Below are 24,413 nucleotides of genomic sequence, written 5' to 3' on the forward strand. Positions count from 1 at the left end.
TTATTAATAATTTTTGTAAATCCTAAACCATTATAATAATCTTTAATGGCAGCTAATTTTAATTCTTTAGAAAACATAAAAGAACCCCTTAGGTTAGATTTCTCCAACTCAAGGGGTTCAGTTCAACTTAATTCAAAGATTAAGTCTTTTTTTATTGCTTATTTTTCTGAAGATGGGTCAACGTACTTAAAGTCAGGGTTGATTTCTTTATCTAACTTATCGAAAGCATCTTGCATTTGTTGTTCGACTGCTTTTTGACCTTCTTCGTTTAGCTTGATTGATTTGTCCAAGTAGATAGGGTCACCAAAGTTGATGACAGCTTTCTTACGTGAGAACAAACTCTTAAATGTAAGTGGACCTTGGTAAACAGCTGGAAGTAAAGGTGCTTTAGAAAGCTTGGCGATTAAAGTAGCGCCACCTTTTAGTGCTTGAGAATGTCTAGTTCCTGAAGGGAAAATGATTAGTGACTTGTCAGAGTTTTGAAGAATCTTAACAGGTTCCTTGATTACTGATGGGCCGGGATTTTCACGATCAACACTTAATACGTTTGCATGTCTTAATACGTATGCTAAAAGTGGATTTTTGAATAGCTCCTTTTTAGCGATGAAAGCAAATTCTTTAGGACTTGCTGCTAGGGCAAAGTACAATGGATCAAACCATGTACGGTGCGGTGCAACTAATATGTAATTGCCTTCCGGAATTCTTTGTTTGTTTTCAAACTTAGGCATTCCGTTAATTGGATATAAAATGATTCTACATAAGAACTTTAAAAAAGAATACATTAAATAAACTCCTCTCGTACTTTATTATTTAATAGTATTCTATTATTATTGATTTATGCAAGAAAAAAATAAGGTGGAATATTCAAGTGGACGATGTTTTAAAGGAAAACGAAAGAATAGATCAACTATATAGTAATGATATAAAGATAATTCAAAATCCCGAAGTGTTCTCATTCTCATTGGATGCGGTACTTTTAGCAGACTTTGCTAGGTTGCCGAAGAAGAGTGCTTCAAAGACTGTCGATTTGTGTGCCGGCAATGGTGCAGTTGGGTTATTTATGTCACATAAAACCAATGGGCATATTTACGAAATCGAACTACAAGATAAGCTGGCTGATATGGCAAAACGTAGTGTTAGTCTAAATAACTTAGATGACAAGTTGTCCGTGATAAACGATGACCTTGATAATACATTTGATTATGTTCAAAAGGATTCTGTTGACGTGATAACTTGTAATCCACCTTATTTCCCAGATTTAGAGGATAGTAAGAAAAATCCAAATCCATATTTAGCAATTGCTAGACATGAAATCACAACTAATCTAGACAAAATCCTAACCGTCTGTGAGGGACTTTTAAAGACAAACGCTAAAGCGTTCTTCGTATACCGTCCTGATCGGATGCTAGAACTATTTGATGCCATGCAATCTCACAACGTAATGCCAAAAAGGATTCAATACATTTATCCACGTGAGGGAAAGGAATCAAACATGATTCTAGTTGAAGGAATTAAAGCGGGGAAGAATGGTGGAACCAAGGTACTACCACCAATTTTTGTTTATAAAGATAATTCAAAAGAATATACAGGTTTTGTAAGGAAGATTTTATATGGAGAATAAGTTTTATATGTATGTTTTAAAGTGCGGGGATGATTCACTATATGGTGGATACACGACCGATTTGAAACATCGATTAGAACAACACCAAAGCGGAAAGGGTGCTAAGTACACTCGCAATCATTTACCAGTCGAAATGATATACTCCGAGAGCTTTGACAATAAACATGATGCTTTGAGTGCCGAGTATCATTTTAAACATCAAAGTAGAGTAAAGAAGTTAGAATACCTAAATGAAAATGGGGTAAATTTATCTAAATACGGTCTAAGCCTTTAAGACACGGAGTTAAGTGTTATAATTCTAACTGTAACGATGAATATTTGGAGGTTTTTGTATTGAAAATTATTGCTTATGGAATCAGAAATGATGAAATGCCATATTTAAAAGAATGGGAACAAAAAAATCCGGAAGTAGAAGTAAAGGTTGAAACCAAATTACTTGATTCATCAACTGTTGAAGAAGCTAATGGATTTGATGGTGTGGTTGCTTACCAACAAAAACCATACACTAAAGAAATTTTAGATAAATTAGGTAGTTTTAACATCAAGTACCTATCACTAAGAAATGTTGGGGTAGATAACGTTGATGCTGATGCTGCAAAAGCAAATGGAATTACTGTAACAAATGTTCCAGCATATTCTCCAAACGCAATTGCTGAACTAGCAATTACTGAAATTATGAGATTACTAAGAAATACAAAACGTTTTGAAGACAAGCAACGTTCAGGTGACTTAAGATGGGCTCCTGAAATTGGTCAAGAATTAAATTCAAAGACCGTTGGTGTTTTCGGAACAGGTCGTATTGGTCACGTATTAGTTGATATCTGTCGTGGATTCGGCGCAAAAGTGATTGCATATGATCCATTCAGAAACCCTGAACTAGAAAAACAAGGTATCTACGTTGATACTCCAGACGATTTATACAAACAATCTGATATCATTTCATTACACGCACCAGCCGTTAAGGAAAATGAACACATGGTAAACGACAAGACTTTATCAGAAATGAAAGATGGTTCATACATTATTAACGCTGCTCGTGGTTCACTAATTGATACTGATGCATTAATCAAGGCTTTAGATTCAGGTAAACTAGCAGGTGCTGCTTTGGATACCTATGAATCAGAAGTAGGTGTCTTCAATGCTAACTTTGATAGTTTCGATGATATTTCAGATGATCGTCTAAAGAACCTAATGAGCAGAGACAATGTTTTGATTACTCCACACATTGCTTTCTACACTGAAACAGCGGTTAGAAACATGGTTACACTATCATTGGATGCTAACAGAGACCTTATCAACACAGGTAAATCAGATAAGATTGTTAAATTGTAATATTTAGCTTGATAAATATTGGAGTTTAATATACAATAATATTCGGTATTTATTACCAATTCACACCTGTCATGACAACTCAGATAGTGCTATTTCTTGATAGTTTCTGGATTGATAGATTGACGGGGAGGAAAAAACTATTTTTGGAGGGCTATTAACATGGCTGTTATTTCTATGAAACAATTACTAGAAGCTGGTGTCCACTTCGGTCACCAAACTCGTCGTTGGAACCCTAAGATGAAGAAATACATCTTTACCCAACGTAACGGAATCTACATCATCGACTTACAAAAGACTGTTAAGATGATCGATTCAGCATACAACTTTATGAAGGATGAAGCTGCTAAGGGCGCTACTGTACTATTCGTTGGTACTAAGAAGCAAGCTCAAGACTCAATCCAAGAAGAAGCTGTACGTGCAGGTCAATACTACGTTAACCACCGTTGGTTAGGTGGAACTTTAACTAACTGGGACACTATTCAAAGCCGTATCAAGTACCTAAAGGATCTTAAGAAGATGGCTGAAGATGGTACTTTCGAAAGACTACCTAAGAAGGAAGTTGCTCTTCTAAAGAAGAAGACTGACAAGCTTGAAAAATTCCTTGGTGGTATCGAAGACATGCCTAAGATTCCAGATGTTATGTTCATCGTTGACCCTCGTAAAGAACAAATCGCTGTTCACGAAGCTCACAAGTTAAACATTCCTATCGTTGCTATGGTTGATACTAACACTGACCCAGATGACGTTGATGTTATTATCCCATCAAACGATGACGCTATTCGTGCCGTTCGTCTAATTACTGCTAAGATGGCTGACGCTATCATTGAAGGTAACCAAGGTGAAGAAAATGTTAGCGAAAGCACATTCGAAGACACTAAAGATGAAAATGAAAGTGAAGACAAGTAATATTTTTTAAATATTGATTTTGTTTGAACACTTAGGCTGACTCATGTTTTTGGACCGATAAGGCCTGGGATGAGTCGGCCTTTTTTAATATAAAACTTAAGGAGGCCATAACAATGGCAAAGATTACTGCTGCTCAAGTAAAAGAATTACGTGAAAAGACAAGTGTAGGTATGATGGATGCTAAGAAAGCTTTAGTTGCTTCAGATGGTGACGAAAAGAAAGCTCTAGAATACTTACGTGAAAAGGGTATCGCAAAAGCTGAAAAGAAGAGTGACCGTGTTGCCGCTGCTGGTTTAACTCGTGTTGTTACTCATGGTAACGATGCTGCTATCGTTGAAGTTAACGCTGAAACTGACTTCGTTTCAGGTAACGATGACTTCAAAAACCTAATTGATTTAATTGCAGCTAAGATTGTTGAAGCTAAGCCAGCTGATGTTGAAGCTGCTTTAGCACTTGACGTTGATGGTGAAACTATTAACGACAAGATCATTAACACTACTCAAATTACTGGTGAAAAGATCACTCTACGTCGTTTCGTTGTTTTAACTAAGAACGATGACGAAAGCTTTGGTCACTACCTACACAACCAAGGTCTAATTGGTGCCTTAGTTCAAATCCAAGGTGTTGACGAAACTGTTGCTAAGCACGTTGCAATGCACATTGCTGCTACTAAGCCAGAATACCTAGATAGAAACGATGTTCCTCAAGACAGACTAGAAGCTGAAAGAGAAGAACTAAAGAAGGAAGCCCTACAAGAAGGCAAGCCTGAAAACATCGTTGAAAAGATGGTTGAAGGTCGTCTAAACAAGTTCCTTGCTGAAATTAGTTTGGCTGACCAAGAATTCGTTATGGACTCAGACAAGACTGTTGCTGAATACGTTAAGGAAAACGGCGGTCAACTAAAGGCCTTTGTTCGTTATGAAGTCGGTGAAGGTATTGAAAAAGAAGAAACTAACTTTGCTGACGAAGTTAACTCACAAATCAAATAATTAATGAAAAAGGATGCGGATACGTATCCTTTTTTTATACATATTTATAATTAAATAATTGCAGTTATAAACTGTTTTTAAATTTCATATTATGCTAAAATTAAACTAACGATCATGTAATGGAGGAAATTCGATGTCTGACTTAAAATATAAGCGTATTGTTTTAAAGCTAAGTGGTGAAGCACTTGCTGGTGATGAAGGTCACGGTATTAACCCACCTGTAATCAAGAAAATTGCGCAAGAAGTAAAAAATGTTTACGAACTAGGAATTCAAATTGCTATTGTTGTCGGTGGCGGTAACATGTGGCGTGGAGTATCTGGTTCAAAAATGGGCATGGAAAGAACACAAGCTGATTACATTGGAATGTTAGCAACTGTTATGAACGGTTTAGCATTACAAGAAAACTTAGAATCACTTGGTGTTCCAACAAGAGTTCAAACCTCAATCGAAATGAGACAAATTGCTGAACCATATATTCGTAGAAAGGCAGTTCGTCATCTTGAAAAGAATCGTGTTGTTATCTTCTCTGGTGGAACAGGTAACCCATTCTTCTCAACAGATACAACTGCTGCTTTACGTGCTGCTGAAGTACATGCAGATGCTATTTTAATGGCTAAAAACGGAGTTGATGGTATTTACTCAGCTGATCCTAACAAGGATCCAAATGCTGTTAAATTTGATGAATTAACTCAAATGGATATCATTAACAAGAACCTACAAGTAATGGATACTACAGCAAGTTCATTATCAATGGATAATGATATTCCATTAGTAGTGTTTAACTTAAATGAATCTGGCAACATTGAAAAAGTTGTTAAGGGTGAAAAAATCGGAACTACAGTTAAGGGGAAATAAAGTATGGCAACTCAAAATGAAATTTTAGATACAGCAAAAGAAAAGATGCAAAAGTCAATTGCATCATTAAGACAAGAATTAGCAAGTATTAGAGCAGGTCGTGCTAACGCCAGTCTATTAAACGGTGTTACTGCTGAATACTATGGTGCACCAACACCATTAAACCAAATTGCTTCAATCACTGTTCCTGAAGCTAGAGTTATTATGGTTACTCCATATGACAAATCAGCTCTAGATGATATTGAAAAGGGAATCCTTGAAGCTGATATTGGTATTAACCCAGCTAACGATGGTGATAACATTCGTTTAGTTGTTCCACAACTAACTGAAGAACGTAGAAAAGAAATTTCTAAGAAGGTTAAGGCTGCCGGTGAACAAGGTAAAGTCGCTATTAGAAATGTACGTCGTGAAGCTATGGACGCTGTAAAGAAGGGTAACAAGAACGATGACTTTACAGATGATGAAACTCACGCACTAGAAGACAAAGTTCAAAAGTTGACAGATTCACAAATCAAAGATTTAGATGACGTTATTGCTGCCAAAGAAAAGGAAGTACTAAACGGATAAACTAATAAAAGGGGATGTCACCATGCAAGAACAAGAAGTTACACCAGGTACAGAGGAATTCAATAAGATGGTTTTCAAACTATCTGAAAGTATGAACGATGATACCAAGCAAGCATTGTCTTACAATGGTAATCAACTTGAAGAAATTCAAGATGGAATCTATGTTATGCCGGTATATGTTACTGACGATTTCAACATCTTTTTTGTGGTTTCACAATTAATTGAAGATGATTGGATTGTTGCATTTACTGAAGCAACAATTGAAAATGAAACTGAAATTACAGATTTAAGTGATCCAATTCCTACGGGTGAAGGATTAAATCTTTTAGGTGAACATAGTCCAAACGACGCTAACCAATTATTAAAATATTTCGAAACTTTAGTAGAAGCTAAACGTGGCGAATGGAGATTAATCCAATAAAATAACTTTACAAATGTGGGATGAGGATTGTTTCTCATCCTTTATTTGTATTAATAGGCGAGGTATATATGTTTAAGTTTAAGAAGAAAACTACCACAGAACTTGACTACAATAATATTCCCAAACATATTGCCATTATCATGGATGGAAATGGAAGATGGGCCCAACAAAGACATTTGCCAAGAATTGCTGGACATAAAAAGGGAATGAATGTGGTAAAGGACATTACAAAAGCAGCTAGTGATTTAGGTGTGAAGGCATTAACTTTGTACGCCTTTTCTACCGAAAACTGGAAACGTCCGGATCAAGAAGTTAACTACTTGATGGACTTACCAGAGAAATTTTTCTCTACTTTTGTTCCTGATTTAGTAAAGAATAACGTTAAAGTTAACGTTATGGGATATGTAGATCAATTACCTGAATCTACACAAAAAGCTATCAATGATGCCATTGAGGATACCAAGGAATGCGATGGAATGATTTTGAATTTTGCTTTAAACTATGGAAGTCAAGATGAAATCGTTACTGCCGTTCAAAAAATTGCTCAAAGGGTATCTGACGGTAGTTTAAACGTCGACGACATTAATAAGGACGTTGTTAGTGATAATCTAATGACTTCATCACTTGGTGAATTTGCTAACCCAGATTTATTAATTAGAACAAGTGGGGAAGAAAGATTATCTAACTTCTTATTATGGCAAGTTGCTTACAGTGAATTCGTATTTGACGACACTAAGTGGCCTGACTACACTAAAGAAGATTTAATGAATTGTATTGCTAAATTCCAAGGACGTCATCGTCGTTTTGGGGGATTAAAAAACAAGTAACATTAGGAGATTATTATGAAAACAAGAGTATTAACGGCAATTATTGCCTTATTATTATTTGTGCCAATAGTTTTATTGGGTGGCATTTTTATTCAAATTGGAGCAATTGCTTTAGGAATTGTTGCGATGTCTGAAGTACTAATCATGAAGAAAAAGTTAGTAATTTCACCAGAAGCAATCTTATCATTTATTGGTGTAACTTTATTAATTGCGCCAAGCGACTGGTTTAATGATCTACCATCATTTCTATCAGTTAACTTTTTGTTCTATTTAGTAGTAATGCTATTGATGTTAAGAAATGTTGTTACTAAGAACATTTTTTCATTTGATGATGCCGGTGTAATCACACTAGCAATGTTATACATTGGAATGGGTTTCCATTACTTTATTGCTGCTAGACATGTTGGAATTACAGTGTTGTTCTACGCACTATTTATCGTTTGGTTAACCGACTCAGGTGCATACATTTTCGGTAAGAAATTCGGTAAACACAAGCTAGCTCCACATGTAAGTCCTAATAAGACATGGGAAGGTTCAATCTGTGGATCATTATTAGCAACTATCATTGCTACTGCATGGATGTACTACTTCTCAGTTGGTCATACATCACTACTTGTTGCTGTTATCGTAACTCTTGTATTATCAATTGCTGGTCAATTTGGTGATTTAGTTGAATCAGCTCTTAAGAGATACTACCAAGTTAAAGATTCTGGAAAAATTTTACCTGGACACGGTGGAATTTTAGATAGATTTGATAGTTTACTATTTGTTTTGCCACTTCTTCACCTATTTGGCATTATTTAGATGTAAAGGAGTGATTTAATTGATTATCACAATACTAGCTTTCGTTGTTGTTTTTGGAATTTTAGTGTTTGTTCATGAATTTGGCCACTTTATCGTTGCAAAAAGATCAGGAATAATGGTTAGAGAATTTTCTATTGGAATGGGTCCGAAGATTTTCTTTTATCGTCACAATCAAACCACGTATACAATTCGTATTCTTCCTCTAGGTGGATATGTTCGAATGGCTGGGATTGCCGATAACGATTCACAGGAACTAGATCCTGGTACTCCAGTTACACTTAAATTTAATGAACAAAATGAAGTTATTTTAATTAATACCAGTCAAAAGCAAAAGACTATAGATGGGTTACCTCTTGAGGTTTCAAACGTTGATCTTGAACACGAGTTATTTATCGAAGGTTACCAAGATAACAATGAAGAGGTTAAGCGATTTAAAGTAAATCACGATGCGCTAATGGTTGAACACGACGGAACAAAGGTCCAAATTGCACCTGAAGATGTTCAATTCCAAAATGCACCAGTATTCAAAAAGTTATTAACCAACGCTGCTGGAATTGTGAATAACGTGATTTTAGCAATTGTTGCATTTACAATCTTGACATTCATGCAAGGTGGGGTAGCTTCAAATCAAAATACAGTTACTCCAATTCAAGGAAATTCCGTTGCAAGGGAGGCTGGAATTAAGAATGGTGACAGAATTGTTCAAGTGGATAATCAAAAGACCGACAATTGGAATGAATTAAGTTCAGCAATTCAAGCTAGACCTGATCAAAAGGTAACCTTAGTTGTTAAACGAAATGGTCAAGTAAAAATAATTAAATTAACCACTGAATCACAAAAGAACAATGGAAAAAAATATGGATTAATTGGAATTGGCAATACGGTCGATTCTAGTTTTACAACCAAGCTATTCTCTGGTTTTACCAGAACATGGAACATGACTAAGCAACTTGTGTCAGAATTAGCTTACATGGTATCTGGTCACTTTAGTTTAAATGACTTAGGTGGACCGGTTGCAATCTATGCTTCCACATCACAAGCTACTAAGTTGGGACTACAAGGAGTTGTTTACTTTATCGCATTCTTATCAATTAACTTGGCGATTATGAATTTAATTCCAATTCCGGTCCTAGATGGTGGTAAAATATTAATGAACATAATTGAGGCCGTTAGAAGAAAACCAACTTCTGAAAAAGTTGAAACAATTGTTACCCTTATTGGTTTTGCATTCTTAGTTGTATTAATGCTACTAGTAACAATTAACGACATTCAAAGATACTTTATCCATTAAGAACATATTTAAGGAGATTTTTATGAAGCAATCAAAAATGTTAATCCCAACGCTAAAAGAAGCGCCAAAGGGTGCTGAAGCTCTTAGTCATAAGTTAATGTTAAGAGCTGGATACATTAAGCAAATTTCAGCAGGGATCTACGCATACTTGCCTTTGGCATACAAAGTAATTTCAAAAATTGAAAACATCATTCGTAAGGAAATGGACGAAATCGACGCGAATGAAACTCTTATGCCGGCAGTATTACCTGCAGAGCTTTGGGAAAAATCAGGAAGATTACAAACTTACGGTCCAGCTTTATTTAAGCTAAAGAACAGACATGACACTGATTTCATTCTAGGACCAACTCACGAAGAAACTTACACAGAAATCATTCGTGACTCAGTTAAGTCATATAAAAAACTTCCTTTAGTGTTATACCAAATTCAACCAAAATATAGAGATGAAGAACGTCCAAGAAACGGTTTACTACGTGGACGTGAATTTATCATGAAAGACGGTTACTCATTCTCAATTGATGATGCGGACCTAGATCGTATCTATAACCAAATGGAAGATGCTTACCGTAAGATTTTCGACCAAGTTGGTTTAGATTACCGTACTATCATTGGTGATGGTGGAGCCATGGGTGGTTCAGATTCAATTGAATTCTCTGCACCAGCTGCTGTTGGTGAAGATACCATCGTTTACTCAGACGATAGCGAATATGCTGCTAACCTTGAAATGGCTAAGAGCATGTACGTACCTGAAAAGTCTAACGAAACTCAAAAAGAGTTAGAAAAGATTAGTACTCCAAACGTAAAATCAATCGAAGATGATGTGAAACTGTTAGACACAGATGCTTCTAACGTTATTAAGAGTGTTCTATTCATTGCTGACGAAAAACCAGTTATGGTTCTAGTTAGAGGTGATCACGAAGTTAACGACGTTAAGGTTAAGGGTCAACTTGGTGCTTCATTCTTTGACTTGGCAAACGATGAACAAATCAAAGAATTTACTAACACATCAAGAGGATACGTTGGTCCATTTAACCTAGATGAATCTGTAACGGTATTAGCAGATAACTACGTTAAAGATATGACTAATGCATTTGCTGGTGCCAACGAAGACGGTTACCACTTTGCTAACGTTAACCCAGAACGTGACTTTGAAAACGTTACTTACGGTGACTTTAGAGAAGTTGAAGAAGGTGAAATCTCACCAGACGGTTCAGGTGTATTGAAGTTCACTCGTGGTATCGAAATCGCTCATATCTTTAAGCTAGGAACTAGATACTCAAAGGACTTAGATGCAAACGTCTTGGATGAAAATGGTCGTCAAAAACCAGTTGTAATGGGTTGTTACGGTATCGGTATTAGTAGATTACTAACTGCTATTGCTGAACAACAAGCTGATGACAATGGTTTAATTTGGCCTAAGTCAATTTCACCATTCGACATTCACTTGATTCCTGTTAACACAAAGGATGAAACTCAAGTTAGTGTTGCTGATGGTATTGAAAAAGAACTTAAGGATGAAGGCTTTGATGTTTTAACTGATGACAGAAAAGAAAGAGCCGGAGTTAAGTTTGCCGATTCAGATCTAATTGGATTACCAATCAGAGTTACTGTTGGTAAGAAGGCTAGTGAAGGAATCGTAGAAATTAAGATTAGAAAAACTGGCGAAACTGTTGAAGTTAAGCAAGAAGAAGTTGTTAACACTGTAAAAATCTTACTTAAAGATTTGAAATAAAAAAGGGTCAGTTGAAGAGACTGACCTTTTTTAGCTGACTTAGGATGGAGGTATTAGATTGTCTAACCAAGAAGAATTATTTACAAAATTATTGAATCAATTACAGTTAAAAGACCAAATTGATTCCGATAATTTTAAAGGCGGTCAGATTGAGAAGATTGATATCCACAAACGTTCCAAAATTTGGGAATTCCACCTTACACTTCCACGAATTTTAGATTACGAAGTCTTCTTGGATTTTTATAGTCGTATGCAAGCGACTTTTGATGAAATCGCTACTACTAAAATTAATATCAAAGCAAACGACAATCAATTTGATAACAAGCAATTAGGCAATTACTGGGAATGGATTGTTAAACATGCTGATATCACTGATGCTATTAAAAATGAACTATTAAGACGTGATGCACCAAAGATTGTTAATCATAAAATCGAACTTAGTGCTGATAATGAAATCGTTAAGAACTTTCTTGTGGACAAAGCAGTTAGTCCAATTGAAGATTTGTATGAACGATTAGGGTTTCCACACTTTACCATCTCTGTTTTTGTTGATGAAACTGCTTCTCAAGAAAAAATCAAAGATTTTAAAGCTGAAAAGGAAAAGAAGGATGCTGAGTTAGCTCAAAAGGCGATGCAAGCAATCCAAGAATTATCTGCTAAACGTCAAAAGAACTCAAAGAATGCAGTTCCAAAGGGTAAAGTACAAATCGGTAAGAAGATTAAGGATGACCTAGAAGTTACTAAACTAATTGATATCGTTCAAGAAGAAAAACTAGTGATTGTAAATGGTCACATCTTTAGTAAGGAAATTCGTTCACTTAGATCAGGTCGTCAATTGATGATCCTAAAGATTACCGATTATTCATCATCAATCGAAGTTAAGAAGTTCTCTAACAATGAAAACGATGAAGCTAACTTTGCCGCATTGCAAGAAGGTGACTGGGTTAAGGTTCGTGGTGGTATCCAAGAAGATAACTACAGTCATGAATTAACATTGAATGCTTATGACATTAATCCATTACACCATGAAGGTCGTCACGATGATGCAGAAGAAAAACGTGTTGAACTACATCTACACACTAAGATGAGTCAAATGGATGCAACTAACAGTATTGAAGAATACGTGGCTAGAGCTAAAGAATGGGGCCATCCTGCGTTAGCGATTACCGACCATGCTGCTGTTCAAGGTTTCCCATTTGCTTACACTGCTGCACAAAAGAATGATATTAAGATGCTATACGGTGTTGAAGCAAACGTTGTAGACGACGGTGTGCCAATTACATTTAACGAAGATGACCGTGATTTAGCAGATGCTACTTACGTTGTTTTCGATATTGAAACAACTGGTCTTTCTGCAATTTACGATAAGGTAATCGAAGTTTCAGCCGTTAGAATGCAACACAATAATGTTTTAGACCAATTTGAAGAATTTATTGATCCCGGTTTCCACTTATCAGACTTTACAACTGAACTTACATCTATTACGGATGATATGGTTAGAGGTTCTAAGTCTGAAGAAGAAGTCTTTAAGCTATTTAGAGAATTCTGTGGTGACTCAATTGTTGTAGGTCATAACGTTACTTTTGACGTTGGCTTTATGAATGTTGGTTACCAAAGATATGGAATGGAAGAAATCCAAAACCCAATCATTGATACATTGCCGTTGGCTCGTTTCTTATATCCAAACTACAAGAGCTATCGTTTGAACACATTGGCTAAGAAGTTTGATGTTGCTTTGGAACACCATCACCGTGCCGTGTATGATGCGGAAACAACAGGTCATTTGAATTACTTGTTCATCAAGGATGCCGAAGAACGTTACAACATTACCAAGGTAAATCAACTAAATGAACACATGTCTGATAAAGACGCATACAAACATGCGCGTCCATTCCACGCCATCTTGATGGCTCAAACACAAGCTGGATTAAAGAACATGTTCAAGTTGGTTTCATTATCTAATGTTGAATATTTCTACAGAGTGCCAAGAATCCCACGAAGTGTGCTTGAAAAGTACCGTGAAGGAATTCTAGTTGGTTCTGCCTGTGCAAACGGTGAAGTATTCACCGCAATGCTACAAAAAGGTAAAGAAGAAGCCGAGAAGAAGGCTGAATTCTATGACTATCTTGAAGTCCAACCAAGTGCAGCTTATCAACCAATGATTGATTCAGAATTAATTCATGGTAAGAAGCACCTACAAGAATTAGTACAAAACATGGTTGATATGGGTCATGAAATGGATAAACCAGTTGTCGCAACTGGGGATGTTCATTACATGGATCCACAAGACTATATTTACCGTAAGATTTTGATTCATTCACAAGGTGGGGCTAACCCATTAAATAGACAAGAATTACCTAAGGTGCCATTCTTAACCACAGATGAAATGTTGAGTGATTTTGAATACTTAGGTGAAGACGTCAGCAAGGAAATCGTTGTTGATAATACCCAAAAGATTGCCAACATGGTTGATGATGAAATTCATCCGGTCTTAGACCGACTATACACACCACACATGAAGGGTGCCGAAGATGAAATCAGAAACTCAACTATGGATATGGCCCATAAACTTTACGGAGATCCACTACCCGAGTTAATTCAGGCCCGTTTGGACCGTGAGTTGAAGAGTATTATTGGTAACGGATTCTCAGTAATTTACTTAATCGCTAAGCGTCTTGTAGCAAAGAGTAATAAGGATGGATATCTGGTAGGTTCCCGTGGTTCCGTTGGTTCCAGTTTGGTAGCCACAATGGCGGGGATTACTGAAGTTAATCCATTGCCACCACACTATCGTTGTCCAAACTGTAAGTACTCTAAGTTCTTCACTAAGGGTGAATATGGTTCAGGATATGATTTACCACATGAAAATTGTCCAGAATGTGGAACATTAATGATTGGTGATGGTCATAATATTCCGTTCGAAACATTCCTTGGATTTAGTGGTAACAAGGTTCCAGATATCGATTTGAACTTCTCTGGTGACTATCAACCAATCGCCCATAACTACCTAAAGGTATTGTTCGGTGAAAATAACGTATACCGTGCCGGAACTATCGGTACTGTTGCCGATAAGACAGCTTATGGATACGTGAAGGCATATGAAAGAGATACTCAACAAACTATTCGTTCTGCCGAAATTGATCGTTTATCAAAGGGTGATACTGGTGTCAAGAGAACGACTGGACAACATCCGGCCGGAATTATTATCGTTCCTGACGATATGGATATCTTTGATTTCACACCAATTCAATATCCTGCCGATGATCAAAATGCAGCTTGGGAAACTACCCACTTTGATTTCCATTCTATCCATGACAACATCTTGAAGATGGATGTGCTGGGACATGATGACCCAACTATGATCAGAATGCTTCAAGATTTATCAGGAATTGATCCTCAATCAATCCCAATGGATGACCCTGGGGTTATGGGATTATTCTCCGGTACAGATACAATCGGTGTTACCCAAGACCAAATCCAATCAAAGACAGGGACTCTAGGAATTCCTGAATTTGGGACCAAGTTCGTTAGAGGGATGCTAGAACAAACTAACCCGGCAAACTTCTCACAACTACTACAAATTTCAGGTTTATCCCATGGTACCGACGTTTGGTTAGGAAATGCCGACGAATTAATCAAGGAAGGTAAAGCAACCATCGCCAACGTTATTGGTTGTCGTGATAACATCATGACCGACTTGATTAACTGGGGACTAGATTCAGAAACATCATTCCAAATCATGGAATATGTTCGTAAGGGTCGTGGAATTAAGGACGAATGGCAAAAGAAGATGCACGAAGCCAACATTCCACAATGGTACATTGATTCATGCTTAAAGATTAAGTACATGTTCCCACGTGCCCATGCGGCAGCCTACGTTTTAATGGCGTTACGTGTGGCTTACTTTAAGGTGTACTTCCCATTGGTATACTACTGTGCATACTTCTCAGTTAGAGCTGATGACTTTGATATCGTTTCAATGTGTCATGGTAAGGAAGCTGTTAAGGCCAAGATGAAAGAAATTAACGATCTTGGAAACGATGCATCTGCCAAGGATAAGAATCTATTAACTGTTCTTGAATTAGCCAACGAAATGATTGAAAGAGGTTTTGAATTCGAAATGGTTGATTTAAACCGTTCCGATGCCGAACAATGGTTAATTGACGGTAACAAGTTAATTGCACCATTTAGAGCCATTCCTGGTCTTGGTTTAAACGTTGCTAAACAAATTGTCGCAGCACGTGAAGATAAAGAATTTATCTCTAAAGAAGACTTATCCAAACGTGGAAAGGTTTCTAAGAAGTTAATCGAATTTATGACAGAAAACCATATCATCGATAACTTACCTGATGAAAATCAATTAAGTTTATTTGATATGATGTAGTATGTATTGAACAATTTCAGATAGTATGGTATGATACATTATGATTTATATCTGAGAGAAAGGAGTGAGCAGAAATGCTCGCTCTTTTTATTGGATTTTTTTAGGAGGCGTATCATTGAGCGAAGTTACAGAAGTGGTAAAAGAAGTAGTAACTCCAATTCTAGATAGTCATGACTTTTATTTATATGACATCGAATTTGTAAAAGAAAGCAAGAATTGGTATTTAAGGGTTTATGTCGATAAAGACGGCGGTATCAATATTGAAGACTGTGCGTTAGTATCTGACGAACTAAGTGAAAAATTAGATTCAATGGATCCGGATCCAATTCCACAAGCTTACTTTCTAGAAGTCTCATCTCCAGGAGCTGAAAGACCTCTAAAGAAACCAGAAGATTATGAAAAAGCTGTTAATGAATACATTCATGTTTCATTGTATGCACCAATTAACGGTGAAAAAGTCTATGAAGGGACTTTAAAAGAATTAAGCGAAGATGAATTAGTTTTGACTGTTAATTTAAAAGGTCGAATTAAGGATCTAACAATACCAAGAAAATCAATTGCCAAAGCAAGATTAGCAATTAAATTTTAGCTAAGGGAGACAATCAAAAATGAGTAAAGAACTTTTAGGTGCACTAGATGCCCTAGAAAATGACAAAGGGATTTCTAAAGAAACTGTTATTGATGCTTTAGAAGCTGCATTAACTTCAGCATACAAGAGAAACTACAACCAAGCACAAAACGTTGAAGTTTCTTTTGACGACAAGAAGGGTAACATCCATGTTTATGCTGTTAAGACTGTTGTTGAAGATGTAGTTGACCCAAGACTAGAATGCAGTCTATCAGATGCATTACAATTAAACCGTGGTTACGAATTAGGTGACGAAATTAAGTTTGAAGTTACTCCTAAGAACTTTGGTAGAATCGCTGCTCAAACTGCTAAGCAAGTTATCATGCAAAGAGTTAGAGAAGCTGAAAGAACAATTGTTTACAACAAGTACAGCAAGTATCAAGATGAACTAATCACTGGTGAAATCGAACGCCAAGATGATCGTTTTGTATATGTTGATTTAGGTAAGGTTGAAGCAGTTATGCCTAAGAACGACCAAATGCCAAATGAAACATACAGACCACAAGACAGAATCAAGGTTTACGTTAACCGTGTTGAAGACGCTACTAAAGGTCCTCAAATTTTCGTTAGTCGTACCGCTCCTGGTTTATTAAAACGACTATTTGAAGAAGAAGTTCCTGAAATTTACGATGGAACTGTTGAGGTCGTATCAATCGCTAGAGAAGCCGGAGACCGTGCTAAGGTAGCCGTTAGATCTAACAACGATGATATCGACCCAGTTGGTACAACTGTTGGACCAAGAGGTCAACGTGTTCAAACTATCGTTAACGAATTAGGTGGCGAAAACATGGACATCGTTCAATGGACCGAAGATCCTGCCGAATTCATTGCTAATTCATTAAACCCATCAGAAGTAGTTGATGTTATCTTTGATGAAGAAAATGAACGTGCATGTACTGTTATCGTACCTGACTACCAACTATCATTAGCAATTGGTAAGCGTGGACAAAACGCACGTCTAGCTGCTAAGTTGACTGGTTACAAGATTGATATCAAGTCTGAATCAGAAGCTGATGGTCTAACTGAAGACGTCCAAGAAGATAGTGACGACGCAATCGATAACGAATAATAACAAGTTTAAGGAGTGTTAATTCAATGAGAACAAGAAAAATTCCAATGAGAAAAGATATTGTTACTGGTGAAATGGCTCCCAAGAAAGATTTAGTTAGAATCGTTAAGGACAAGGAAAATAACGTTACTATCGATGAAACTGGAAAAAAATCAGGTAGAGGGGCATACGTTTCAATTGACGTAAAAGTCGCACAAAAAGCCAAGGATGAAAAGAAACTAAACGAAGTATTTTCAGTTGACTTAAGTGATGAATTTTACGATGATTTAATTGCTTACGTAGACCACAAACAAGCCAGAAAAGAACTTTTCGAAAATGACAAATAAAGAACAAATATTAAACTTTATTGGTTTAGCAAAGCGAGCCGGAAAGATAACTACTGGTGAAGATATATTGCTCAACGCAATCAAGAAGAATAAAATTAAATTTCTGATTATCGCTACTGACTCTGGAAAAGCCAGCTTGAAGAAATTTACAGATAAGGCAAATTCATATAACATTCCTACCAATCAAATGTTTACTAAAGTAGAGATAAGTGATGCAATTGGGATGCCGCGGACCATTATTGGGATCGCAGACAATGGATTTGCCAAACGTTTGAAAGAAATGACAAATTAATTGTAAAGGAACGTGATGGTATGGGTAAGAAAAGAATTTATGAGTTATCTAAAGAGATAAATGTAGCTAGTAAGACAATTATTGATGAAGCAAAGAAGAAGGGATATGACGTTAAAAATCATATGTCAGGTCTAGATGCTAACGAAGAAAAGGCTATCAGAGACCACTTTGCTCCAAAGAAAAAGCCGGTTAATGCAACCAAACCAGCTAACAATAATTCTAAGAAACCTGCCGAAAAGCCACACAAGACTTTAAACAAAAATTCTAACAATAAGGCAAAGCAATCTATGAACAATAACAACAGTAATAACAGCAACAACACAAACAAACCAAACAACAATGGTTCTTCAAACTTCAAAAAGGGTGGTAAGAAGAACAAGAAGAAATTCAACAAGAAAAACAACCGTGGTAACAACAAGTTTGCTGGTATGTACACTAAGAACCAACGTATCAGACAAAACCACAAGAACAACAAAGCACCAGAAAGAAAAGAACGTCCATTGCCAGAAACATTGGTATACACAGTTGGTATGAACGCTCAAGAAATCGGTAAGATTATCCATAGAGAACCAGCTGAAATCGTTAAGAAGTTATTCCTATTAGGAGTAATGGTTAACCAAAACGTTTCATTGGATAAGGATACAATCGAGCTTCTAGCTGCTGACTACGGTATTAAGGCTGATGAAAAGGTTGAAGTAAACGTTTCTGATATCGATAAGATCTTCGAAGAAGAAGCAGAAAACACTGACTACCTAGAAGACCGTGCACCAGTTGTTACTATTATGGGACACGTTGACCATGGTAAGACAACATTATTGGATTACTTGAGAAACTCACACATCACTGCTGGTGAAGCTGGTGGAATTACTCAAGCAATCGGTGCTTACCAACTTGAAAGAAATGGTAAGGTTATCACATTCTTGGATACTCCAGGACACGCTGCCTTTACTGCTATGCGTGCTCGTGGTGCTGATATCACTGATATCACAATCCTAGTAGTTGCCGCAGATGATGGTGTTATGCCACAAACAATTGAAGCTATCGACCATGCTAAGGCCGCAAAGACTCCAATTATCGTTGCAATTAACAAGATTGATAAACCAGGTGCAAACCCTAACCACGTTATCGAACAACTAGCAAGTTACGAATTAATCCCAGAAGACTGGGGTGGTGACACTATCTTCGTTGAACTATCAGCTAAGATGGGTACTAACGTTGATGAATTACTAGACATGATTCTTCTACAATCAGACGTGATGGAATTAAAGGCTAACCCTAAGCAACATGCTGCCGGTTCAGTTATTGAAGCTCGTCTAGATCGTGGTAGAGGTCCAGTTGCAACATTACTTGTTCAACAAGGTACTATGCATGTCGGTGACCCAATCGTAGTTGGTGACACATTCGGTCGTGTTAGAACTATGACTAACGAAAAGGGTAAGGACTTAGATGGTGCTAAACCATCAACTCCAATCGAAATTACTGGTTTAAATGATGTTCCAGAAGCTGGGGACCGTTTCGTAGTATTCGATGATGAAAAGACTGCCCGTGCTGCTGGTGAAGAAAGAGCTAAAGAAGCTCAAATGGAAGAACGTAAGAAGAACAACAGTGTTACTTTGGACAACTTATTCGAATCTCTAAAAGAAGGAGAAATGAAGGAAGTTGCCGTAATTATTAAGGCTGACGTTCAAGGTTCTGTTGAAGCACTTGCATCAAGTCTACAAAAGATTGATGTTGAAGGTGTTAAGGTAAACATCGTCCACAGTTCTGTAGGTGCAATTAACGAAAGTGATATTGCATTGGCTGAAGCAAGTAACGCTATTATCGTTGGATTTAACGTTCGTGCTACTCCACAAGCTAAGGCTCAAGCTGAAACTGATAACGTTGACATTCGTCTACACCAAGTTATCTATGATGCTATTGATGAAGTAGAATCAGCTATGAAGGGTATGCTAGCACCTAAGTACAAAGAAGAAGTTACTGGTGAAGTTGAAGTAAGACAACTTTACAAAGCTTCTAAGATTGGTACAATTGCAGGTGGAATGGTTACCGATGGTGTAATTAAACGTGACAGTAAGATTCGTTTAATTCGTGATAACGTTGTTATCTACAACGGTGAACTAAATAGTTTGAAGCGCTTCAAAGATGATGCTAAAGAAGTTAAGCAAGGATTTGAATGTGGACTTACTATTGAAAACTACAACGACATCAAGGAAGGTGACGTTGTAGAAGCCTACGAAATGAAAGAAGTTCCTGCTAAGTAAAGGAGTGAATTGGTATGGCTCAATACAGAGTTGGAAGACTAGAACAAGAAATTCAAAAAGAAGTTAATGACATCTTATTAAAGCGTGTGAGAGATCCACGAGTTCAAGGTGTAACTATTACAGGTGTTGACGTAACTGGTGACTTACAACAAGCTACTATTTACTACAGCATCTTATCTGATAACGATAATGATGAAGAAACTACCCAAAAAGGTTTGGATAAGGCAACATCATTAATCAGAGGTGAATTAGGTTCTCGTTTGAGTATCTACCGTACACCTGAATTAACATTCAAATTGGATGAATCAATTCAATATGGAAGTAAGATTGATCAATTAATCAACAAGTTAAAACAAGAAGATCGTTAATAAAAAAGAACCCGTAACTGATGTTATGGGTTCTTTTTGTTTGCTCTGATTTAGTGAAAAAAGGCGTCTATGATATAATTTAAGATATAAATAACATCTGAGGAGTCGTGTAATATGGACGGAATTATCCCATTATATAAAGAAAAGGGTATGACCAGTTTTGCCTGCGTTAGTCAATTACGAGGCATTTTAAAAATGAAGCGAATTGGTCACAGTGGAACACTAGATCCAAACGTAGAAGGAGTTTTACCAATTTGTTTAGGTAAGGGTACCAAACTAGTGGAATACCTAATGAACTCAGGAAAGGTATACCAAGGTAGCATTACCTTAGGTTTTGATACCACTACCGAAGATTTAGACGGTGAAGTGGTCAGTACTAAACCACTAGAAAAGCCACTAACAGATGATGAAATTGATGAACTACTTAACAGTTTTGTTTCTGAAGATTTAATTCAAATCCCACCAATGTATTCAGCTGTTAAAGTAAATGGTAAGAGACTTTATGAATACGCCAGAAATGGTGAGGAAGTAGAACGTCCAGAAAGGCACGTTCAAATTCATTACTTTAAACAAATCAAAGACAGCATTTACGATGAAGATAAAAAACAACAAACTATCTTCTTTGAAGTTGGTTGTGGTAAGGGAACCTATGTAAGAACGCTTGCTGTTGACTTTGGTAAAAGGATTGATATGCCAGCCGTGATGTCTAGTTTAACTAGAATTAAGAGTGGTGGTTTTACAATTGAAGATACTTTTAAGATTAGTGACGTAAAATCAGCCGTAGAAAATGGCACTATCGATGACATCGTTAAATCAATTGATTACGCATTGACCGACTTTAAGCACGTTGAACTAAATGAAAGCCAATGGAAAATCGTCCAAAATGGTGGTTTCTTGGATTCAGGTGCTTTAGGTATAAATGACGATAAATGTGTGTTAACGTTTAACAACGAAGTTAAGGCTTTGTATTCCTTTGACGAAAACAAACAAATTTACAAACCAGAAAAAATGTTTAGCAATCAATAATCGAAAGGCATGAAATTATGGAAATAATCAAATTACATCATCCATTGAGTTCTGATTTTCATCAATCAGAAAATCTAGTTTTAGCAATGGGCTACTTCGATGGAATTCATTTAGGCCATCAAAAGGTATTGGAAAAAGCGCGCGATATTGCCATGCAAAAGAACCTACCTTTGGCAGTATTAACTTATGACCATAAACCTGCTGTAGTATATAAACAATTATCACCACATGATAGAAGAAACATCATTATGCCAGACAGTAAAAATGAAATGTTTGAATCATTGGGTGTTAACAAGGTGTTCGTGGTTAACTATAGTTTTAGTTTTCAAAACCAAACACCACAAGAATTTGTTGATAACTACCTAGTTAGATTTAATGCCGACACCGTAGTTGCCGGAACAGATCATACCTATGGTGCCAAGGACGCAACAATGGACTTACTACCCAATTATGCGAAAGACAGATTTGACGTAGTTGCCGTTGACTTGGCAGATTACCAATTGGAAAAGATCAGTTCAACTCGAATTAGAAAGAATCTAGATGAAGGTCACATTCAAACAGTGAACCATTTGATGGGCAGACCATTTCAAACTGGTGGCATCGTTGTCCACGGCTTTGCTCGTGGTCGTGAATTAGGATATCCAACCGCCAACATCGAACACGATGAACTACAATGGCTACCAACTATCGGTGTCTACGTAGTTGATGTGTTTATCGGTGATCAAAAATATCATGGGATGGCATCAATTGGGCGAAACGTCACCTTTGGTGATAAGAACCCAATCACAGTGGAAATTAATATTTTAGACTTTAATGACAATATATATGGAGAAGTATTAAAGGTAGATTGGTTATATCGTATTCGCGGTGAAGTCAAGTTTGAAGGGATTGATAAGCTAATTAAGCAACTTCAATCTGATGAAGATTTTACCCGTCAATATTTCGAAAATAACTAGTCTTTTTCTTGACTTATATAGATGGCTTTGGTAAATTAATAATTGTGGTTAGCACTTAACACAGATGACTGCTAAATGTGCTAATCGATAAGGAGTGATCGGGTGTGCTTACTGAAAGAGAAAAAATGATTTTGAAAATCATCGTTAATGATTACACAAAATCAGGTGTTCCTGTTGGTTCAAAGGCATTATCCAGTCAATTACCAATACATGTCAGTTCAGCAACCGTCAGAAATGAAATGGCATTTCTAGAAGAAATTGGTTTAATTACCAAGAATCATTCTTCATCGGGACGTGTTCCATCAATCGAAGGTTATCGCTACTATGTTGATAACTTGTTGAATCCAAATCCAATTGATAATAGTGATATGATGATGATTCAAAACTCACTATCAGGAAGGTTTAGACAAATTGATGAAATCGTTCAACAATCAGCTGACATTCTATCTAACTTAACAAATTACACTGCATTGACTTTAAAGCCGGAACAAGAAACAACTCCCATTTTGGGGAGCTTTCGTTTAGTTCCACTTGGCAATCATAAGGTGATGGCAATTCTAATCACTGATAATGATGAAGTTGTTAACCAGGTTTTCCATATTGATGGTGACTTGGGCGGTGAGAAGTTAGATGCCGTTGTCAGAATGATAAATGACAAGTTAGCAGGGAAGCCTTTAGACGAAGTTATCACTAAGTTGAAGACAGAAATCGTACCTGAAATTCTCAAGTACGTTAAGAACCCTGATAGCTTAGTTCAAACTCTTGATGATGTTTTGATGCAAGCTTCTACTAATCAGTTTTATATCGGTGGTGAATTGAATCTATTGAGTTTTACTGATAATAATGACATCAGTTATCTAAAGCCAATTTACTCATTGTTAAATGATACTGATGATGCTGCGAAGTTCATCAAGAGTTCTGATAATTCGATTTCCGTTCAAATTGGACCGGAATTAAGCAATGATCTATTAAAGGATTACAGTATTATTACTGGTTCCTATGATGTTGGACCATATGGAAAGGGTGTTATCGCCGTTCTAGGTCCAACTAGGATGCCATATTCGAGAGTAATTGGAATCGTTGATGGATTTAGAAATGAATTATCAAAGAAACTGAGAAATTATTATGATAAATATAATCAGTAAAAGGAGGCATTCATTTGGCTAGCAAGAAGGATGATGAAAAAGACCTAGAAAAAGCAACTTCAAAGAAAGAAGCTGCTAAGGACAAAGGCGCCGACAAAAAGAAGGACGCTAAGAAAGATAAAAAGGATTCATTAGAAAAGCAAGTTGAAGAACTTCAACAACAAGTTGAAGATTTCTCTGACAAGTATCTTCGTGCTGAAGCAGAAATGCAAAACATGCAAACACGATTCAAGCGTGAACGTGCAGATATCTACAAGTATGATGGTCAAAAACTAGCAACTAGTATCTTACCTGCAATGGATAACTTGGAACGTGCTTTGGGTGTTGAAGTCTCAGATGATAGTGGAAAGCAATTAAAACAAGGTGTTGAACTTGTTCTAAAGCATTTCAACAAAGCATTATCTGAAAATGGCATTGAAGAAATTGATGTCTTAAACAAACCATTTGACCCAAGCGAGTGTCAAGCGGTTCAAACAGTTCCTGCAGATGATGATCATCCAGCAGACACTGTTGTAGAAATTTTACAAAAAGGCTACAAACTAGCTGATCGTGTTATTCGACCATGCATGGTTGTAGTTGCTCAATAAAAAATAATCAAGGAGATAATAAATT

At 36.7% G+C, this 24,413-nt stretch carries 24 protein-coding genes; 23 read left to right on the forward strand and 1 reads right to left on the reverse strand.

Translation table 11 applies throughout. The features are described 5' to 3' along the window. Window positions 1–158: 158 nt before the first annotated feature. Window positions 159–782, reverse strand: a complete 624-nt coding sequence (locus tag OEZ61_RS01220) for a 1-acyl-sn-glycerol-3-phosphate acyltransferase (RefSeq protein ID WP_034531706.1) — start codon at window positions 780–782, stop codon at window positions 159–161. 86 nt (window positions 783–868) lie between these two features. Here OEZ61_RS01220 and OEZ61_RS01225 point away from each other — a divergent pair, with 86 nt between their 5' ends. From OEZ61_RS01225 to grpE, 23 genes are all read left to right on the forward strand, one after another. After that, window positions 869–1,621 (forward strand): tRNA1(Val) (adenine(37)-N6)-methyltransferase, encoded by a 753-nt coding sequence (locus tag OEZ61_RS01225; RefSeq protein WP_290046684.1) that lies wholly within the window; start codon window positions 869–871, stop codon window positions 1,619–1,621. After that, entirely contained in the window at window positions 1,611–1,895 is a 285-nt protein-coding gene (locus OEZ61_RS01230; RefSeq protein ID WP_034531703.1) for a GIY-YIG nuclease family protein, read from the forward strand. Before OEZ61_RS01225 ends, OEZ61_RS01230 begins: the two co-directional genes overlap by 11 nt. A 59-nt stretch (window positions 1,896–1,954) precedes the next feature. Further along, complete coding sequence (locus OEZ61_RS01235) at window positions 1,955–2,953, forward strand: D-2-hydroxyacid dehydrogenase (protein ID WP_290046685.1); 999 nt, start codon at window positions 1,955–1,957, stop codon at window positions 2,951–2,953. Window positions 2,954–3,112: 159 nt separating this feature from the next. Next, window positions 3,113–3,859 carry a 30S ribosomal protein S2 gene (rpsB, locus tag OEZ61_RS01240; RefSeq protein WP_034533994.1) on the forward strand — a complete coding sequence of 249 codons (747 nt, stop codon included), beginning with the start codon at window positions 3,113–3,115 and terminating at the stop codon, window positions 3,857–3,859. A gap of 113 nt (window positions 3,860–3,972) precedes the next feature. After that, window positions 3,973–4,848, forward strand: a complete 876-nt coding sequence (tsf, locus tag OEZ61_RS01245) for a translation elongation factor Ts (RefSeq protein ID WP_034531694.1) — start codon at window positions 3,973–3,975, stop codon at window positions 4,846–4,848. Between the two features lie 133 nt (window positions 4,849–4,981). After that, window positions 4,982–5,704, forward strand: coding sequence for a UMP kinase (gene pyrH / locus OEZ61_RS01250; RefSeq protein WP_034531692.1), 723 nt, complete (start codon window positions 4,982–4,984; stop codon window positions 5,702–5,704). A 3-nt stretch (window positions 5,705–5,707) separates the two neighbouring features. Next, the gene (gene frr / locus OEZ61_RS01255; protein ID WP_034531690.1) at window positions 5,708–6,271 is read left to right on the forward strand and encodes a ribosome recycling factor; all 564 of its coding nucleotides are present in this window, start codon (window positions 5,708–5,710) and stop codon (window positions 6,269–6,271) included. Between the two features lie 22 nt (window positions 6,272–6,293). Beyond that, entirely contained in the window at window positions 6,294–6,692 is a 399-nt protein-coding gene (locus OEZ61_RS01260) for a hypothetical protein (RefSeq protein ID WP_034531688.1), read from the forward strand. Between the two features lie 68 nt (window positions 6,693–6,760). Further along, window positions 6,761–7,519 (forward strand): isoprenyl transferase, encoded by a 759-nt coding sequence (locus OEZ61_RS01265; protein ID WP_053792787.1) that lies wholly within the window; start codon window positions 6,761–6,763, stop codon window positions 7,517–7,519. Window positions 7,520–7,534: 15 nt separating this feature from the next. Then, window positions 7,535–8,323: a phosphatidate cytidylyltransferase gene (locus tag OEZ61_RS01270; RefSeq protein WP_290046688.1), complete on the forward strand. Its 789-nt coding sequence runs from the start codon at window positions 7,535–7,537 to the stop codon at window positions 8,321–8,323. Window positions 8,324–8,342: 19 nt separating this feature from the next. Next, a complete protein-coding gene (rseP, locus tag OEZ61_RS01275; protein WP_290046689.1) occupies window positions 8,343–9,614 on the forward strand; it encodes an RIP metalloprotease RseP in 1,272 nt (423 codons plus the stop codon). A gap of 22 nt (window positions 9,615–9,636) precedes the next feature. Beyond that, window positions 9,637–11,346, forward strand: coding sequence for a proline--tRNA ligase (locus OEZ61_RS01280; RefSeq protein ID WP_290046691.1), 1,710 nt, complete (start codon window positions 9,637–9,639; stop codon window positions 11,344–11,346). 58 nt (window positions 11,347–11,404) lie between these two features. Further along, entirely contained in the window at window positions 11,405–15,730 is a 4,326-nt protein-coding gene (locus OEZ61_RS01285; RefSeq protein ID WP_290046692.1) for a PolC-type DNA polymerase III, read from the forward strand. A 115-nt stretch (window positions 15,731–15,845) separates the two neighbouring features. Continuing rightward, a complete protein-coding gene (gene rimP / locus OEZ61_RS01290; RefSeq protein WP_034531677.1) occupies window positions 15,846–16,319 on the forward strand; it encodes a ribosome maturation factor RimP in 474 nt (157 codons plus the stop codon). A gap of 19 nt (window positions 16,320–16,338) precedes the next feature. Beyond that, window positions 16,339–17,427 carry a transcription termination factor NusA gene (nusA, locus tag OEZ61_RS01295; protein ID WP_034531676.1) on the forward strand — a complete coding sequence of 363 codons (1,089 nt, stop codon included), beginning with the start codon at window positions 16,339–16,341 and terminating at the stop codon, window positions 17,425–17,427. A gap of 26 nt (window positions 17,428–17,453) precedes the next feature. Further along, window positions 17,454–17,753, forward strand: a complete 300-nt coding sequence (locus OEZ61_RS01300; RefSeq protein ID WP_034531674.1) for a YlxR family protein — start codon at window positions 17,454–17,456, stop codon at window positions 17,751–17,753. Continuing rightward, the gene (locus OEZ61_RS01305) at window positions 17,743–18,045 is read left to right on the forward strand and encodes a ribosomal L7Ae/L30e/S12e/Gadd45 family protein (protein ID WP_034531672.1); all 303 of its coding nucleotides are present in this window, start codon (window positions 17,743–17,745) and stop codon (window positions 18,043–18,045) included. Before OEZ61_RS01300 ends, OEZ61_RS01305 begins: the two co-directional genes overlap by 11 nt. A 20-nt stretch (window positions 18,046–18,065) precedes the next feature. Continuing rightward, window positions 18,066–20,306 (forward strand): translation initiation factor IF-2, encoded by a 2,241-nt coding sequence (gene infB, locus OEZ61_RS01310; protein ID WP_290046693.1) that lies wholly within the window; start codon window positions 18,066–18,068, stop codon window positions 20,304–20,306. 14 nt (window positions 20,307–20,320) lie between these two features. Then, window positions 20,321–20,674: a 30S ribosome-binding factor RbfA gene (gene rbfA / locus OEZ61_RS01315; RefSeq protein ID WP_034531668.1), complete on the forward strand. Its 354-nt coding sequence runs from the start codon at window positions 20,321–20,323 to the stop codon at window positions 20,672–20,674. 114 nt (window positions 20,675–20,788) lie between these two features. Further along, the gene (truB, locus tag OEZ61_RS01320) at window positions 20,789–21,700 is read left to right on the forward strand and encodes a tRNA pseudouridine(55) synthase TruB (protein ID WP_290046695.1); all 912 of its coding nucleotides are present in this window, start codon (window positions 20,789–20,791) and stop codon (window positions 21,698–21,700) included. 17 nt (window positions 21,701–21,717) lie between these two features. Further along, window positions 21,718–22,656: a riboflavin biosynthesis protein RibF gene (gene ribF / locus OEZ61_RS01325; RefSeq protein ID WP_290046696.1), complete on the forward strand. Its 939-nt coding sequence runs from the start codon at window positions 21,718–21,720 to the stop codon at window positions 22,654–22,656. A 104-nt stretch (window positions 22,657–22,760) separates the two neighbouring features. After that, entirely contained in the window at window positions 22,761–23,801 is a 1,041-nt protein-coding gene (hrcA, locus tag OEZ61_RS01330; RefSeq protein ID WP_290046697.1) for a heat-inducible transcriptional repressor HrcA, read from the forward strand. A gap of 14 nt (window positions 23,802–23,815) precedes the next feature. Beyond that, complete coding sequence (gene grpE / locus OEZ61_RS01335) at window positions 23,816–24,388, forward strand: nucleotide exchange factor GrpE (protein WP_171819660.1); 573 nt, start codon at window positions 23,816–23,818, stop codon at window positions 24,386–24,388. Window positions 24,389–24,413 lie beyond the last annotated feature (25 nt).

The sequence above is a fragment of the Apilactobacillus sp. EABW-1NA genome (genome assembly GCF_030398685.1).
In the GTDB taxonomy this organism is placed as follows: Bacteria; Bacillota; Bacilli; order Lactobacillales; family Lactobacillaceae; genus Apilactobacillus; species Apilactobacillus waqarii.